This is a genomic window from Stenotrophomonas maltophilia group sp. P373 (assembly GCF_053295075.1).
In genome coordinates, this window is the sequence record NZ_CM129994.1 from 2,420,279 (window position 1) to 2,435,848 (window position 15,570).

The following is a 15,570-nucleotide window of genomic DNA, read 5'->3' on the forward strand; positions in this document are numbered from 1 at the left end:
GCGCAACGCATGCCCTGCCACTGATAGACGGTTCACGTGGCACGAAGCCGACAGCGAAACACTGCGGCGGCGGCACCGTCGCGGAAATGGCGACGCCGGCCCAGAGGCCGGCGTCGCGTCAAGCAGGATTCAACCGGCGCTGCGGATTACAGCGGACGACCGATGCCGGCGCAGGTGCTGGGGTTGTTCAGGCCGGCAGTGCTGCTGGCCAGCACGAAGCGGTTGCGGATCGCATCGCGCCAGGCCTTGGTAAGCGGAATGAAGCCGTGGTCGGTGATCGACTTCTCATACGTGACGGTGTAGGTGGCCGGATAGTGGCGGGCCAGGAAGCCGCGCAGGCTGGTGGCAACGCTCGAATCCTTGTAGCACTGGCCGATCACCAGGTTGGTGTAGCCGGCGATCGGATAGCCAGCCGACGGGTTGCCGAACACCGGCACCCAGTTGGCGGGGTTCTCAGCATCGGTGCCGGTCGGCGGAGCAACGGTGTCCAGGGTGGCCTGCACGCTCACCTGGTCCGGCGAGAAGCCCTTGACCTTGGCGACCTTGGTCGCATCGGTCAGGCTCGGGATCACGTCCGGGCCGACGTAGCCGATACGGCCTTCAGCAGCGTAGACCGTGTTGTACAGCGAGGTGCCACCGGTGGCCGGGGCGGCCACCAGGAACGCCGGCAGGTTGCCGTTGGCATCGCGCTTGTACAGGTCGGCGAAGGTCGACTTGATGGCGAACTTGCCGCCCACCAGCTTCGAGGTTTCAGCGTTCTCAGCGGCACAGGCCGCGGTCAGGAAGCGGCTGAACATTTCGCTGGTACCGCTGCTTTCCGCGCGGTACACCACCTGGATCGGGCCACTGCGGTTGGCATCGATGGTCGACCAGTCGCTGATCGCACCCGAGAACACGCCGCAGATCTGCGCCACGCTCAGGTCCACCGCCGAACCGGCTTTGTTGAACGGGATGGTGACCGAGGTGGCCACCGACGGCACCTGGATCAGCGCGCCGTAGCGATTGGCGTTGGTCGGCTGGTTGAAGTTGGTGGTGTAGTTACTCAGGTCGGTGCTGCTCAGCACCGAATCGCTGCCGGCGAAATGCACGGTGCCGGTGGTCGAGAACAGCGCCGAGTTGTTTTCCAGGAAGGCCTTCTTGCCGGTACCCGAACCGGTCACGGCGTAGGTGAAGTTCGCCGGCAGGATACTGTCGGCCGAACCCTTGTAGAGGTCGGCCGGCAGCGAGGCACCGCCGCCGGTAACGGTCTGCGCCGAGGCGGCGCCCACGGTAGCGAGCAGCGCGGTGGCAACCAGCGCGGCCAGGGTCTTGTACTTGGTCATGATCTTCTCCTGAAGGGTTTACTGCGAAGGGAAACGCCAAGGGAGGAACGGTCACTACACGCCTGCTGCCGCCGAGGGCCTCCCAGCCCACTCTGCGGCGACGGGTCCATGCTGGTCCGCGCCGATGACAGGCCGCTTAAGAAACCTGTGGAAGATCGGAAAAAGGTGTGGAGGATTGTGTGGAGAAATCCAGGCACCAGTAGATCCACGCCATGCGTGGATGTGCCGCCCATGCGCGCGTCGGTTGATCCATCCACGCATGGCGTGGATCTACTGCACCAACTGGTTCATTTCCATGATCGGCATCAGCACGGCCAGCACGATCGTCAGCACCACGCCGCCCATCACCAGGATCATGGTCGGTTCCAGAAGCGCGGTCAGTGCCATCGCGCGACGCTCGATGTCGCGCGAGATCGTCTGTGCGGCGCGGTCCAGCAGTGGCGCCAGCGAACCAGTCTTCTCGCCGCTGGCCACCAGGTGCACCAGGATCGGCGGATAGACCTTCTGCGCCTTCAACGCAGCACCCAGTGCCGCACCTTCGCGTACGCGTGCAGCCACATCATCGGCACAGCGCGCCAGCAACGCGTTGCCCAGGGTCTGCCGCGCCGCTTCCAATGCGCGCAGTAATGGCACGCCGGCATCCAGCAGGATCGCCAGTGTCGAGGCGAAGCGCGCACTGTTCACGCCCAGCACGAAACGCCCGACCATCGGCAGCCGCAGCAGCATCGCGTCCCAGCGCAGGCGCAGTTCCGACCGCCGCAACGCCAACCGCCATGCCACCACCAGCGCAGCGATGCCGAGCCCCACCCACATGCCCCAGCTGCGCACGAACGCGCTGGCGGCCAGCATCACCTGGGTCAGCATCGGCAGCGTCTGCCGCGCCTGCACGAATGCGGTCACCACTTGCGGCACCACGTAGCTGAGCAGGAAGATCACGATCGCCACCGATACCAGGCTGATCGCCGCCGGGTAGATGAAGGCGGTCAGTACCTTGGCCTGCAGCGCATTGCGTTCCTCGATGTAGTCGGCCAGACGCTCCATCACCCGCGCCAGATCGCCGGAATCCTCACCTGCACCCACCAGCGCCCGATAGATCGGCGGGAAATCGCGTGGCCGCGCGGCCAGTGCCACGGTCAGGCGCTGGCCGGCGCGCACGTCGGCGCGCACAGCGGTGAGTGCCTGGGCCACGTGCGGGCGCTCGGCCTGTTCGATCACCGCACTCAATGCAGCTTCCAACGGCAGGCTGGCCGCCAGCAGGCTGGCCAGCTGGCGCGTGGCCCAGGCCAGCTCGCTGGCCGACAAGCGGCGAGCGCCCCAGCCAGTGCCTGCACTTCGCGCCGCGCTGACCTGCACGGGTGTCAGCCCGCGCCCACGCAGCAGCTGGCGAGCACCGCGCGGGCTGTCGGCGTCCAATTGACCTTTCTCGATGCGGCCCTGCGCGTTGGCAGCCTGGTAATCGAACAGTGCCATGCAGGCCTCAGTCGTCGCCGGTGACGCGCAGGATCTCTTCCAGCGTGGTCACCCCGCTGTCGACCCAGCGCTGGCCGTCCTGCCGAAGGGTCCGCATGCCGGCCCGCCGCGCCGCCTCGCGTAGCGCAGGCTCACCCTGCCCTTCATGGATCAGTGCGCGTACCCGGTCGTCCACCACGAACAGCTCATGGATGCCCGTGCGTCCGCGATAGCCACTGTTGGCACAGGCCGTGCAGCCCACTGCGCGCCATACGGTCCGGCCTTCGCCATCCAGCTCGGCACGCCGGCACTGCGTGCACAGCCGCCGCACCAGCCGCTGCGCCAGCACACCGCGCAGCGACGAGGCCAGCAGGAACGGTTCCACGCCCATGTCGGCCAGGCGGGTCACCGCCGAGACCGCATCGTTGGTGTGCAGCGAAGCCAGCACACCGTGCCCGGTCAGCGATGACTGCACCGCGATCTGTGCGGTCTCCAGGTCACGGATCTCGCCGATCATGATGGTGTCCGGATCCTGGCGCAGGATCGCGCGCAGCGCGGTGCCGAAGCTCATGCCGATGCGCGCATTGACCTGGATCTGGCCGATGCCGGCAAAGTCGTACTCCACCGGATCTTCCACGGTGAGGATATTGCTGGTGCTGCTGTCGAGCTGGCCCAGCGCGGCGTACAGCGACGTGGTCTTGCCGCTGCCGGTCGGCCCGGTCACCAGCACGATCCCATGCGGCTGGCGGATCAATCCGGTGAACGTGGCCAAGGTGTCATCGGCCATGCCCAGGCGCTGCAGCTGCAGGCGGCCGGCATCCTTTTCCAGCAATCGCAGCACGGCGCGCTCGCCATGCGCGGTCGGTACAGTGGAAACACGGATGTCCAGCGGCCGCCCGCCCACGCGGATCGCGATGCGCCCGTCCTGCGGCAACCGCTTCTCGGCGATGTCCAGGTGGGCCATGATCTTGATGCGCGACACCAGCGCCGCGTGCAATGCGCGCCGTGGCTGCACCATGTCGCGCAGGGTGCCGTCCACCCGGTAGCGCACTACTGAATGGGTCTCGAATGGCTCGATATGCAGATCGCTGGCGCCATCGCGCGCGGCCTGTGCCAGCAGCGCATTGATCATGCGGATCACCGGTGCATCGTCCTGCGCATCCAGCAGGTCGGTGACCTCCGGCATGTCCTGCATCAGCCGGTCCAGATCGACTTCGCTTTCGGCGGCACCGACCACGGCAGCGGCATCACCGCCGTCACGGTACTGCTCACCCAACCGCTGCTGCCAGGTCGCGGCATCCAATGCCTGGAACGGAAGCGGGCCATGCCGCCGGCGCAGCTCGGCCACGGCCCACGCTGCGGTATCGTCCGTTCCCAGCAGCACCTGCTCGCCACCGGCTTCGGTCAGCATCACGCCGTGGCTGCGCACCCACGCGTACGGCAGCGGCACAACGGCGCTCACGGCCCGATCACCAGTTCCGGCGTGTAGCCCAGCCCGCGCAGCTGCTGCAATGCCGGGTCCAACTTCACCGGATCACGCGGCAGCCGCACGCGCAGGCGTTGCCCACTCTCGCCCGGCGTCGCCTCCGCGTAGGCCTGCAGGCCCAGCGCCCGCACCTGCGCCACGCCCTGGCTGGCACGGCTCGGCTCCAGCCCCTGTGCGAACTGCACCAGCTGCGCATCGCCGTCACCGGCCGGATACAACGCTGCCAGGCTGGTGTTCTGCAACGGCTGGCCGTGGCCATCGCGCGCATTGCCCTGGCCGAGTACCGTCAGGTCCTGCGGTGGCAGCTGCGGCGCCGGCAGCGCGGGCAAGGCCCAGCTCTGTACGGGCTGCGCGCCGGCCTGCGCATTGCGCATGTAGTCGTAGCGGTCGCGGGTCAGGCGCTGTCCTGCGGCCGGGTCGCGTACCACGTGCGGACGCAGGAACACCATCAGGTTGGTCTTGGCGCGCTTGCGCGAGTCGCTGCGGAACAAGGCACCCAGCACCGGGATCTTCCCCAGCCCCGGTACCGCATCACGGCCGTGGCTGACGCTGTCTTCCAGCAGGCCACCGAGCACCATGATCTGGCCATCGTCCAGCAGCACGCTGGTATCGAGTGCGCGCTTGTTGGTGATGATGCCGGCCGTGCTGTTCGCGCTCTGCGCGTCGATGCTGCTGACTTCCTGGTAGATGTCCAGCTTCACCGTACCGCCCTCGGAAATCTGTGGGCGCACCCGCAGCTTCAGGCCCACGTCTTCGCGCACGATGGTCTGGAAGGGGTTGTTGCTGCCGCCGCCACCGTCGGTCACGTAGCGGCCACTGACGAACGGCACGGTCTGGCCGACCATGATGCTGGCTGCCTCGTTGTCCAGCGTCATCAGGTTCGGCGTCGACAGGATGTTGGCGCCGCCCTTGCTCTGCAGCGCAGTGGCCAGCGCCTTCATGTTGAGGATCTGGCCGACACCGGGCAGGTTGATGGTGCCGTCGATCACGCCGATCTTCAGGCCATCCTTGGGCAGCACGTCCAGCGTGGTACGCGCACCGGTATTGAGCCCGCTACCGCCGGTAGCGCCCCCGAAATGGGTGCCGCCAAACGTACGGCCGTTGCCCAGCATCCACTGCACGCCCAGCTCGGCCGCGTCGGTCTGGTTGACCTCCACGATCAGGCTTTCCACCAGCACCTGCGCACGGCGCTGGTCGAGCTGGTCGATCACCCGCCGAAGGTTGCGGTACACCGGCTCCGGCGCCGAAATCAGCAGGGTGTTGGTGGCCACGTCCGCCTGTACCGAAATGCCGTTCTGGCTGAAGCCGGTGCTTCCTGCATCGATCGGGTCGCCCCGGCTCGGGTCCAGCCGCTGCGATTCCAGCGCATTGCCCCCGGGCTTGGCCTGCTGCGGCTGCGACGTCTGGGTGGGCGTGGGACGGTTGGCGTCACCCGGCAGCGGGGTGATTCCTTGGTTGCTGCCCATTGCCGGTGCATCGCTCTGTCCGGCTACCACGCCACGCAGCACACCGGCCAGCTGGTTGGCCTGGGCGTTGCGCAGGTAGACCACATGCAGGTTGCCGGACTCGTCCTGGGCACGGTCCAGCTTTTCCACCAGCTGCCGCGCCAGGCGGGTGCGGCCCGGGCTGCTGGAACGCAGCAGCACGCTGTTGCTGCGCGGGTCGGCCATCACCACCACCTTCTGGCCCGGCTCGGCACCCTGCGCATCCAGCAGCGGTGCGACCATTGCCGCCACGTCCACCGCAATGCCCTGCTGCAGCTTCACCACATCGGTGTCCATGCCGGCGGGCGTGTCGACGCTGGCGATCACCCGCGCGATGCGATCCAGGTTGTCGGCGTAGTCGGTGATCACCAGGGTGTTGTTGCCTGGATTGGCGGTGATCGGATTGTCCGGGCTGATCATCGGCCGCAGCACAGCCACCAGCGCCGCCGCATTCTCATAGCGCAGCGCAAAGGTGCGCGTGGCGATCTCGCCCCCTGCACCACCGCTGCCCACCCGTCCACCGAGCAACTTGGCATCGGCCTGCGGCACCACCCGGCTGACGCCGCCGTTCTCGACCACGGCGAAGCCACGCATGCGCAATGCGCCCAGCAGCAACTGGTAGGCCTGGGTACGGCTGACCGGGCCATCGGAAACCACCGTCATCTTGCCGGTCACGCGTGGGTCGACCAGGAACTGGCGCCCGGTGAAGCGCGCCGCCATGCGCAGCACGCCGCCGATGTCGGTGTCGACCAGGTTCAACTGCACCGGCTCATCGCGGGTGTCCTGCGCCAGCACGGGTGCCGGCGCGTGGCCCATGCACACGATCAGTGCCAATGCGGCACTGCAGGCAAGGCTGCGCATCGCCCTCATGGATGGGCACCCGCAGTTGCCACCATCACGATGTGTCCTGAAATCCGTGCCGCCGGCATGTTCGCATCCCCTGTGCGTGTCAATTGCAGCTGCTGCAACTCGATGGCCGGGTCGGCCAGCAGCGGCAGCAGCCAGTTCCATAGCGCATCGGCGGGTACGGCCCGTACCTGCAGGTGCCAGCGCCCGTCGCGCGCTTCGATATGCAGGCCGTCGGCCAGACCGGCAGCCTTGATCTGGTCACGCAGCCCGGCCAGGGTCGGATGCTGGCCCTGCGCCAGCTGCTGGCGCTCACGCGCGCGCAGCAGCGGCGCCAGTGCGCGGGACTGCGCCTGCAGCCGTGGCAGTTCGGCCTGCCAGTGCGTGCGCTGCTTCAGCAGGGGCTCCAGCCATAACGACCACAGGCCCGCTACCAGCAGCGCCACCACCATCACCCACAGCATCAGCCGGTCGCGCGGTGGCAGGCGTTGCCAGCGCTGCTGCAGGCCCACCAGCCCCTGGCCCAGCCGCAGGGTTCGGGTCGTCACTGTCCCGCTCCGCTCACCCGCAGGCGTCCACCGGTATCGCGCGCCAGCTGCAGTCCCTGCGCCTGCATCGCTTGCTGCCAGCGCTCAAGCCGCTGTGGATCGTCGGCCAATGCCTGGGCATCGGCGTCCAGCTCCAGGTACACCTGCCCGGGTTGGTAGTGCAGGCTGTGCACCTGACCCGCCAGCTCCGGAACCGCGTGCAGCGTGCTGGCGATCTGACGTTGCAGCGCCGGCAACGGCGGCGTCGGCGGTGGAACCGCAAGCGCTCGCCTTGCCTGCAACACCGGGTCCACCACATCGGTGACCTCCGGAAAGCGTGCGCTGAACTGCCGTGCCATGCCCTGCTGCAGCGCCTCACCCTCGATCCGCCAACGCGAGACCTGCCACTGCAGGCCAAGTGCAGCCAGCAGCACCGCCGCCAGTGCCAGGCCGATCGCCAGTCGCGGCGCTTGACGGCCTGCGCCGGGCAGCGGCAATGACCAACCCGGCAACGGACCACAGGCCTGCTGTTCATGCGCAACGGCGCTGGCCGGCAGGCTATCCGGCCACGCCGGCGGTACGCTGTCGATCCATTGCACGGCCCGCACCCCGGCCTGTTGCAGGCGGGTGGCCAACGCCTGCATCACCGCGGACGCGTCACGTCCGCCATACCATTGGACAAGTCCCCGATCGCGCCCGCTGCGCACCAGCAGATGCTCGCCGCTGACCTGCAGCGTGGCGTGGCCGCGCTGCCAAGGCAGCAGCAGTGGCGTCGGATACAACGCCTGCAGCTGCAGCGCACACGAGGCCAGCAGCTGCTGCACCTGCGCGATGGCCTGCTGGCCGAGCCAGGCCACCGGAACCGTACCGTCTGCCGCCTGCGGACCGTGGGCCAGCGCCACGTCCTGCAGGTCATCCAGCAGCATGGCCTCCACCTCACCCTGCAACGCCGCCTGCAGGCGGCGCCCGGACAGCGGTGGCAGCTGCAGTTCCAGCAGGATCAGGTCGTTCGGGTCAAGGCAGGCATGCACTGTGGCCCGCGGATGCCGCAGACCCAGCGCGGCCAGCGTGTCGCGGCCGTGTGCCACTACCTCGTCCTTGTGCAGCTGCGCCCAGTCCACCGCGCTGTCGGCGCGCAGGTGCGCCAACGGCGGCAGGCGCACCCGAAGCTGCACCGTCATGCGCCGATCCTCGTCCACACCCGTTGTACACGTACCCCGTCGTCGCGGTACTCGCGCCAGAGCAGCGCGCGAAAATCAACCGCGCTGCCGTCAGCCTGCACCCGGCCCACGGCCAGGAACCACTCGCTATGGATACCCAGCGGAAGCACGGCCATCTGTTCGTTGCTCAGTTGGAGTCGGTTGGCGATGTCACCGCGGTTGAGCAGCCAGTGGCCGGCGTCGCGCTCAGCGAGCAGCGCCTGCAGCCTTGCCGGTTCCACCGCAGGCGCCACCGCCTGCAGGACGCTCAGGTCGCAGGTGTTGGCGTTGACCAGGGTCTGCGCCGGCAACACCACTGTGCGCCGCACCAACGCCTGCAACGCCACCGGGTCAGCGCCGACCAGCGCCTGTTCGATCAGTGATTCGCGCGGCAGCGGTGCCTGCGCCTGCACATCGCCGTCGCGCAGGCGCGCCTGGATGTGGTCCACCGCGGATGCGCAGGTGCCCTGGCCCAGCCCCTGCCCGGCGCACAACGCGACGAACGCGCCCCGCGCCTCGGGGTCCGGCCTGCCCTGTGCCAGCAGGTTGCGCAGGTTGAACATCGACTGCGCATCGACCAGTTGCAGCTGCACCGGCAATGGCGCCTGCAGTTCCAACGGGCGCGCCCAGCGCCCGCTGCGCACCGTGGTCAGCTGTTCCTTGACATCCTCACGCAGCTGCTGCGCCGCACGCTCCAGCGTCGCATCCACCGCCATGCGTACCTGTGCGCGCAACTGGTCGCCGCGCAGCGCGCGCAGCTGCGCCGACTGCCGGGTCAACAGCGCAGTGGCAATCACGGCCACCAATGCCACCACCAGCAAGGCGACGATCACCGCTACGCCACGCTGGTGGATGCATGAAATCGAACGCGTCCGGGCTGCCATCAGCACGCCTCACAGCTGCCAGGAGCCGATGTCTGCGTTCCCGGCGTCGCCACCGGGCTTGCTGTCCGCACCCAGCGAGAACACATCGATGTCGCCATGAGTGCCTGGAACCTGGTACTGGTAAGGATGGCCCCACGGATCATTCGGCAGGCGATCCAGATACGGCGTCACCGGCAACGCACCGCTGCCCTGCGGCGGCTTCACCAGCGCCTGCAGGCCCTGTTCGGCACTGGGATAGCGCCCATTGTCCAGCTTGAACAACTTCAGCGCCTGCATCAGCGCCGCGATGTCCTGGCGCGCCGCCACCACACGCGCCTGGTCCGGACGGTCCATCAACCGCGGCACGATCAGCGCGGCAAGGATGCCGATGATCACCACCACCACCATGATCTCGATCAGGCTGAAGCCCTGCTCCCGAGCCCTGCGACCACCTGCCTGCCTTGCCATTGTTCCGCCCTCGTCATCCTGGAAGAGACCGCTGCACCATGGTCAGCGGTGCATGTGTCAGTACGATAAACATCCGCCTGCGATTCGCTGCGCGGTTGCCTGTGCGGGCGCACGTGCAGCCGGCACGCGTGCCGCCTCGAGCAGGTGCGGCGGCACGCTGGCCAGTGTTTGGTCGATGCACTCGCGCAGCAACGGATGCACGCACGCCTGCAGCAGGCGCATGCACTGCGTCGGCGACCACGCGGTGCCGTGGTCGAAACCGATGAACATGCGGTACGCCTGGTGGTAGCGCAGGTCGTCGTACACACGCTGCGCACTGTTGAGGTCACGCACGATCACCAGCAGGGCCGCACGTTGCAGCAGCCGCGCATCGGCTGCGCCAAGCGGCAGCGCGCTCATGGCCGCGTCGGGCCAGGGCGACAGCCGCAGGTCGAGGGCCTTTCGAAGTGCCGCCAGTGGATGCGCACTGCTGTCCAGTGCCGCCCAGCGTGCCGCATCCGCCCAGGCGTCACTGGACAGCACCCAGACCCACGAGCGCCCGTAGCGCTGCACGTTCAGTGGCGTGTGCCGTGCCTGTTCCAGTGACTGGCTCAGGTGGCGATCCAGCTCCAGCATGCTGATCCTGCGACTGTCTTCCATCTGCGCCGCCCGTGCTCCGCGACGCGTGGTGCGTCGTACTCTGGAGAAGACGTCAGCAAGGCAGGTGAAGCGACACCGCGAATGCAACTCTGTGCACGGGGTGGCGCTTCATCGGCAACGTCATCGCAGCGTCATCCGCCTGCAGGCTTCGCGCTGCAGCCGCGGTGCGTCACCCCCACAACGGCGGGCCAGTACCGCCACGTCGCTGCGGGCAGCGAATGCGACCAGTGCATCGGTCATGTCCACGTCATCGCACCATGACGCCAGCGCGACGCGCAGTGCGGGCAGCTGCCACCCGTCCATCACCCCATGGGCGCCCGCCACGAACCAGTGCCAGAGCCGATGATGCAGCACCTGCTCATGCAGCTGCGTGAGATCGTCGATGCCATGGATGTCCGCCAACAGCAGTGCGCGTGCGAGCGCCGCAGGCGGCAGCGCCCCGGATTCGACCAGGGGCATCTCCTGCTGCTGCAGCCGCAGCAGCATCGCCAATGGGTGTGACTGCGGATTGAAGTCCAGCAGCACCGCCTGCTGCTGCCACTGCGCGTCAGACACCACGCACACCCAGGGCGAACCATAGCGATGCACCATCAAGGGCCTTCGCTGGGTGGTTTCCAGCAATGCAGACAGATTGCGACGCAGATCGAGCACACCGATGGTCTCGTTGCGCATCCTTGGCTTCTCCTCGCTTGCAACAGCCCTGCGCGGCGCGCACGGCCAGCGCCTTCATCTATCCAAGGACGGCGATGCCACCCGGAAAGCGACGCAGATCCAGCGACATCGTCAGTCGCAGCTGCTCCAGCGCCGCGTCCGGATCATCGATGCGGAAGCGGCCACTGACCGGCGCGCGCGCCAATGCCGATTCACCCAGCAGTACCTTGCCCCGCCGGTAACGGTTGATCTCGTCCACCACCTCGCCCAGCGGTGCGCGGCGGAACACAAGCATGCCTTCGGTCCAGGCACTCACTTCCGAAGCTACGGCCTCGGCCACGACGCCACTGAGGCGCTCGTCGAACCGGGTCTGCTGGCCAGCCTGCAGCTGCAGGCGGCCCTGCGGGTGCTCGATACGGGCGCTACCCTGCAGGCAGGTCACCCGTACCTGGCCGTGGGTGTTGCGCACGTCCAGGCGCACCGCACCTTCATCGGTAATCACGCAACCCGGGCCCGCGAACAGCGCCAGGCGAAGGCCAGCGCCGGTTTCGATCGAGGCCTGGCCCTGCACCAGCTCGAAGCCTTCGCCCTGCGCGTGCGCGCGGCGACGCAGGCTGCTCTGCGTATCCAGTTCGATCTTGAGCTGCGGCAAGGGCGCGATCTGTAGTCGTTCACCTGTGCCGGTGTGGAAATCGGCCGCCATCGCCGTCACCGAGGGCCACAATCCCAGCGGCGGGCGGAGCGCCGCCGCCACCACCAGACTGGCTGGCGCTGCCACCGCAGCGCCCAGGAAGGCGCGCCGGCTCCAGCGCTGGGCCGGCGTCGGCGCGACCGGTTCGCGCGCGCCGGCGGGCAGTCGCTCGCCGGCCAGCCGCACCTGCTCCCACTGCCTGCGCGCACGGCCAAACGCTTCACGATGACGCGGGTCGGACTCGCACCATGCACGGAACCGGCGCCCATCGGCAGCGGTCGCCTCGCCCGAGGTCAGCCGCACCACCCACGCATGGGCCTGACGCTCAACTGCATCCAGCGGGCGTTGCGGGCGGTCGTCAGGATCCATGGGTCTCATGCCGGACCCGCACGCTGCGGGGTTCTGCTCGGCGTCAAAGTGTAGACGGATGCCGTCGCTCAGAACCGCACCTGGCGCCCCTGCCCGCTGCGTTCGGCCAGGTAGTCCTGGGCTGCCTTCAGCTCCCGCTGCACCAACCGCAGCGACACACCGAGGTGGTCGGCCACGTCGCGCTGCTGCAGGCCATCGACGCGGATTGCCAGCAGGATGCGACGACGGCGCTCGGGCATGCGCTGCAGCAGGCCGACCATGTCTTCCAGCGCGAAGTCCAGCTCGGCCGCCTGCGCCGGCCCCGGCCCCGGGTCGGCCATGTCCATCAGCGTATCCACCTCCTCCAGGCTCAGCAGGCGGTGGTCTGCCCGTTGGCGGTCGATCACGGTGTTCATCGCCATCCGCAGCAGGTAGGCCGCAGGGTTCTGCACCGCGTCCAGGCGGTCACGGCGCGCACTCAGGCGCACCCACGTGTCCTGCAGCGCGTCGCCGGCCAGCTCTTCCGATCCGAGCTTGCGCACCAACCGGCGTTTCAGCTCGTCGTAGGCACCCAGGAGGTGGTCCATCAGATCAACCGCCCCAGCCGTACCGTTGCTCATGTTCGAATCCTTGAAGTCATGGAAGGGGCGCGCGCCGGCCGCAGTCGTGGTCGGTGCCGGAAGGACGGATCTGCAGCGTCACCGGCTGTGGCAGCGCGGCGGCCTCGGCCGCCAGCACCAGGCCGTGCAGCGCCTGCAGCAGGCGTGCGTCGCGGCGATCACTGCCACTGCCGGACAGCAGCTCGGGCTCGCTCACCTGGCCCGCGCCGTCGATGCGGAAGCGCAGCGTTGCGGCATAGCGGCCGGGCGCAATCTCCGGGTCGTCACAGAACGCCTCACGCAGCCGCTGCTGCAACCCGCCGTAGCGACGCCGACGTTCGGCCTCGGGAAGCCCCGCGCCAATACCGGGTTCCGCGGCCGAGGGTTTGCCCCGGCGCAGCACCACACGCTGCTCGCCGATCACCTCCGCCTCGATCCCGGTGTCCTGCAGCAGCGACTCCAGCGCCGCAAGCGGCGCCAGGCTCCCGCGCAGCGCATGGCTGCTGCGGCCCGAAGCAAGGTCGCCGGGGTACATCACCGACCACCCACTGATGACACTGAAGCGCTCGACCGCCTGTTCCAGCGGCTGCGCAGGGATGTCGTAGGCATGAACCGCGTCCTGTGCGGCAGCGGCAAAGGACAGCAGCAGCCATGCGGCGATGGCCACCTTCCAAGTTCTGACCGCATGGTGTCCATTCAGCCCCCTGACGTAGAACACATGACCCTCGGCAGCGACAGCAGCTGCAGTGGACGCGCACCACGACCGGAACCCCGGCCCGCGCGCGACCCGCAAGCGGGCTCAAACCGTACCGGGGGCACATGTCATTGCGATGACCGCCGCCACGGCTGACGCCGAGGCAGGCTCCGTGGGGCCAGTCACGCATCAGGAATCAATGAATCGAACAGACATGACCATCTGCCCCTGGGGTCAGAGCCCGTTGCGCAGCAACGGGATCCGCCCCGTGCCGACCCAAACGTGTCGACCAAGGTCGACCCCCACCAAGAGCAGTTCATGCCGTTCCGGCAGATCGCGGGAAACTGTCGAAGGCGGGGTGGGTCTGGTTGCAGGGGTGTCCGCGGCATGGATGCCGCGGCCAAGCCCCCATGGAAGGGTTTACGGCGTCCCCTGCAACCGGACCCACCCCGCCATCCCACGGAATGCACGCTGTTGCTTCGGCCGTTGCTTCTGAGGTTGCCGGCCAGCGGCCGGCACTACCGGCGGGTGCCGGGTGCAACCCGGCCGCAAACCCCATCCCTCAAAGCGGCAGCTGGGTCGTCTGCTTGATCCGCTGCATCGGAATCTCGGTCTTGGTGTTCTGCACGCCGGCGATCCGGTTCAGGTGCTGCATCTGGAACTGCCGGTAGGCATCAAGGTCGGCCACCGCCACCCGCAGCAGGAAATCGCAGTCACCGGCCATCAGATGGCATTCCAGCACTTCCGGGAAAGACTTGATGCTGTTGATGAAGTGATTGGTGGTGTCCTCGTCCTGCCCGCGCAGCCACACCCGCACGAACACGGTGAAGCCGCGGCCCACCTTGGCCTCGTTCAACAGCGCCACGTAGCGGTCGATGTAACCGCCCTCCTCCAGCAGCCGCACCCGGCGCAGGCAGGCCGACGGCGACAGCCCGACCAGACGGGCCAGCTCCAGGTTCTGCAGGCGGCCGTCGCGCTGCAGGGCGTCGAGGATGCGGCGATCAAGGTTGTCGAGCTGATACTGCATGAAATTTCGTCCTGGTCGACTCTGGCCGCATGGAATATCAATCATCCAGAATCCAGTGGCATCAACGCAACCCGATTTCGTGATCGGACCGCTAGCATGGGCCACCCCCACCTCGTCGTGCCGTTCCATGGACGCCCGTACCACCCTCCCCCTGCCAGACACCTGCGATACCGCGCCGCGTGCCGAATTCCTGCGCGGCCTGCGCGCCGCCGTACCGGTGATGATCGGCTTCATTCCGTTCGCCCTGGTGCTCGGCGCGCAGGCGGCCCAGAAGGGTCTGAGCGCACTGGAAGTACCGCTGATGACCGGCCTCAACTTCGCTGGCGGTTCGGAGTTCGCCGCCGTCGAACTGTGGACCTCGCCACCGCACATCGCACTGATCGTGGCGATCACCGCGCTGGTCAACAGCCGCCACCTGCTGATGGGCGCCAGCCTGGCCCCGCTGCTGCAACACCTGCCGCGCCGCCGTGTGCTGCCAGCGCTGTTCTTCATGTGCGACGAAAGCTGGGCGATGGGCGTGGCTGATGCGCGCCGACGCGCACTTGGCTTCAGCCTGGCCTACTACCTGGGCGTATCGGCAGGCCTGTACACCGTCTGGGTGGCCTGCACCGCACTCGGTGCGATCGTCGGGCCGATGCTGGGCGACATCCACGCCTACGGCTTCGACATGGCCTTCCCCGCCGTGTTCCTGGTGCTGCTGCGCGGCATGTGGCAGGGCATGAAGGCGGCTAGACCGTGGCTGGTCAGCCTGGTCGTCGCCGCCGCCACCTACCTGCTGATCCCGGGCGCGTGGTACGTGGCCAGCGGCGCATTGGCCGGCCTGGCCGCCGCCTGGCTGCTGGCGGAGGACCCGGCATGATCTTCAATGGACTGATCCACTGGACCTCGGTGTTGACCATCGTGCTGATGGCTGCCGCCACCTACCTGACCCGCATCGTCGGCTTCCTCGCGCTGCGCAACCGCACGTTGAGCAAACGCGCCGTGACGGTGATGGAAGCCGCGCCGGGCTGCGTGCTGATCTCGGTGATCGCCCCGGACTTCGTCGCCGACAAGCCGGCCGACCTCGCCGCGCTGGCGATCACCCTGCTGGCCGCCACGCGGCTCTCGATGCTGCCGACGGTGCTGATCGGCGTCACCTCGGCCGGACTGCTGCGCTATCTGATGGGCTGACGCGCCCGCCGTTTCTGTAGAGCCGAGCCCACGCCCGGCAGCTGGCATTCCCGCTTGCCGCGCGAGCCAAGCATGGGCTCAGCTCCCTGCGACACCCGGTCGCAGCC

Annotated in this window: 16 protein-coding genes; 2 read left to right on the forward strand and 14 right to left on the reverse strand. The window is 68.1% G+C overall.

The features are described 5' to 3' along the window. Positions 1 to 146: 146 nt before the first annotated feature. The 14 genes from ACSYHF_RS11225 to ACSYHF_RS11290 form a co-directional block, all read right to left on the reverse strand. Positions 147 to 1,322, reverse strand: a complete 1,176-nt coding sequence (locus ACSYHF_RS11225; RefSeq protein ID WP_197598944.1) for a substrate-binding domain-containing protein — start codon at positions 1,320 to 1,322, stop codon at positions 147 to 149. Between the two features lie 270 nt (positions 1,323 to 1,592). Beyond that, positions 1,593 to 2,792: a type II secretion system inner membrane protein GspF gene (gene gspF, locus ACSYHF_RS11230; protein ID WP_447575655.1), complete on the reverse strand. Its 1,200-nt coding sequence runs from the start codon at positions 2,790 to 2,792 to the stop codon at positions 1,593 to 1,595. 7 nt (positions 2,793 to 2,799) lie between these two features. Further along, on the reverse strand, positions 2,800 to 4,233 hold the full coding sequence (gene gspE / locus ACSYHF_RS11235) for a type II secretion system ATPase GspE (protein WP_134956253.1): 1,434 nt from the start codon (positions 4,231 to 4,233) through the stop codon (positions 2,800 to 2,802). After that, positions 4,230 to 6,611: a type II secretion system secretin GspD gene (gene gspD / locus ACSYHF_RS11240; RefSeq protein WP_447575656.1), complete on the reverse strand. Its 2,382-nt coding sequence runs from the start codon at positions 6,609 to 6,611 to the stop codon at positions 4,230 to 4,232. Before gspD ends, gspE begins: the two co-directional genes overlap by 4 nt. Next, positions 6,608 to 7,135, reverse strand: a complete 528-nt coding sequence (gspM, locus tag ACSYHF_RS11245; RefSeq protein ID WP_021203914.1) for a type II secretion system protein GspM — start codon at positions 7,133 to 7,135, stop codon at positions 6,608 to 6,610. The genes gspD and gspM overlap by 4 nt, the downstream gene beginning before the upstream one ends. Further along, positions 7,132 to 8,295, reverse strand: a complete 1,164-nt coding sequence (gene gspL / locus ACSYHF_RS11250; protein ID WP_065177667.1) for a type II secretion system protein GspL — start codon at positions 8,293 to 8,295, stop codon at positions 7,132 to 7,134. Before gspL ends, gspM begins: the two co-directional genes overlap by 4 nt. After that, positions 8,292 to 9,197, reverse strand: coding sequence for a type II secretion system minor pseudopilin GspK (gene gspK, locus ACSYHF_RS11255; RefSeq protein WP_032954238.1), 906 nt, complete (start codon positions 9,195 to 9,197; stop codon positions 8,292 to 8,294). Before gspK ends, gspL begins: the two co-directional genes overlap by 4 nt. A 9-nt stretch (positions 9,198 to 9,206) precedes the next feature. After that, on the reverse strand, positions 9,207 to 9,644 hold the full coding sequence (gspG, locus tag ACSYHF_RS11260) for a type II secretion system major pseudopilin GspG (RefSeq protein WP_329915563.1): 438 nt from the start codon (positions 9,642 to 9,644) through the stop codon (positions 9,207 to 9,209). 57 nt (positions 9,645 to 9,701) lie between these two features. Then, positions 9,702 to 10,283, reverse strand: a complete 582-nt coding sequence (locus ACSYHF_RS11265) for a hypothetical protein (protein WP_005416801.1) — start codon at positions 10,281 to 10,283, stop codon at positions 9,702 to 9,704. Between the two features lie 120 nt (positions 10,284 to 10,403). After that, positions 10,404 to 10,955, reverse strand: a complete 552-nt coding sequence (locus tag ACSYHF_RS11270; protein WP_005416804.1) for a hypothetical protein — start codon at positions 10,953 to 10,955, stop codon at positions 10,404 to 10,406. A gap of 58 nt (positions 10,956 to 11,013) precedes the next feature. Beyond that, positions 11,014 to 11,994 (reverse strand): FecR family protein, encoded by a 981-nt coding sequence (locus ACSYHF_RS11275; RefSeq protein WP_065185681.1) that lies wholly within the window; start codon positions 11,992 to 11,994, stop codon positions 11,014 to 11,016. A 68-nt stretch (positions 11,995 to 12,062) separates the two neighbouring features. Beyond that, entirely contained in the window at positions 12,063 to 12,593 is a 531-nt protein-coding gene (locus tag ACSYHF_RS11280) for an RNA polymerase sigma factor (RefSeq protein ID WP_065177664.1), read from the reverse strand. Positions 12,594 to 12,609: 16 nt separating this feature from the next. Next, positions 12,610 to 13,290, reverse strand: a complete 681-nt coding sequence (locus ACSYHF_RS11285) for a TonB-dependent receptor (protein WP_447575657.1) — start codon at positions 13,288 to 13,290, stop codon at positions 12,610 to 12,612. A gap of 538 nt (positions 13,291 to 13,828) precedes the next feature. Beyond that, positions 13,829 to 14,293, reverse strand: coding sequence for an Lrp/AsnC family transcriptional regulator (locus ACSYHF_RS11290; RefSeq protein WP_005413654.1), 465 nt, complete (start codon positions 14,291 to 14,293; stop codon positions 13,829 to 13,831). Positions 14,294 to 14,420: 127 nt separating this feature from the next. On the opposite strand from ACSYHF_RS11290, the gene ACSYHF_RS11295 reads away from it, so the two are divergent. Both ACSYHF_RS11295 and ACSYHF_RS11300 read left to right on the forward strand, forming a co-directional pair. Continuing rightward, the gene (locus tag ACSYHF_RS11295) at positions 14,421 to 15,152 is read left to right on the forward strand and encodes an AzlC family ABC transporter permease (RefSeq protein WP_005416820.1); all 732 of its coding nucleotides are present in this window, start codon (positions 14,421 to 14,423) and stop codon (positions 15,150 to 15,152) included. Next, the gene (locus tag ACSYHF_RS11300; RefSeq protein WP_065177661.1) at positions 15,149 to 15,463 is read left to right on the forward strand and encodes an AzlD family protein; all 315 of its coding nucleotides are present in this window, start codon (positions 15,149 to 15,151) and stop codon (positions 15,461 to 15,463) included. The genes ACSYHF_RS11295 and ACSYHF_RS11300 overlap by 4 nt, the downstream gene beginning before the upstream one ends. Positions 15,464 to 15,570 lie beyond the last annotated feature (107 nt).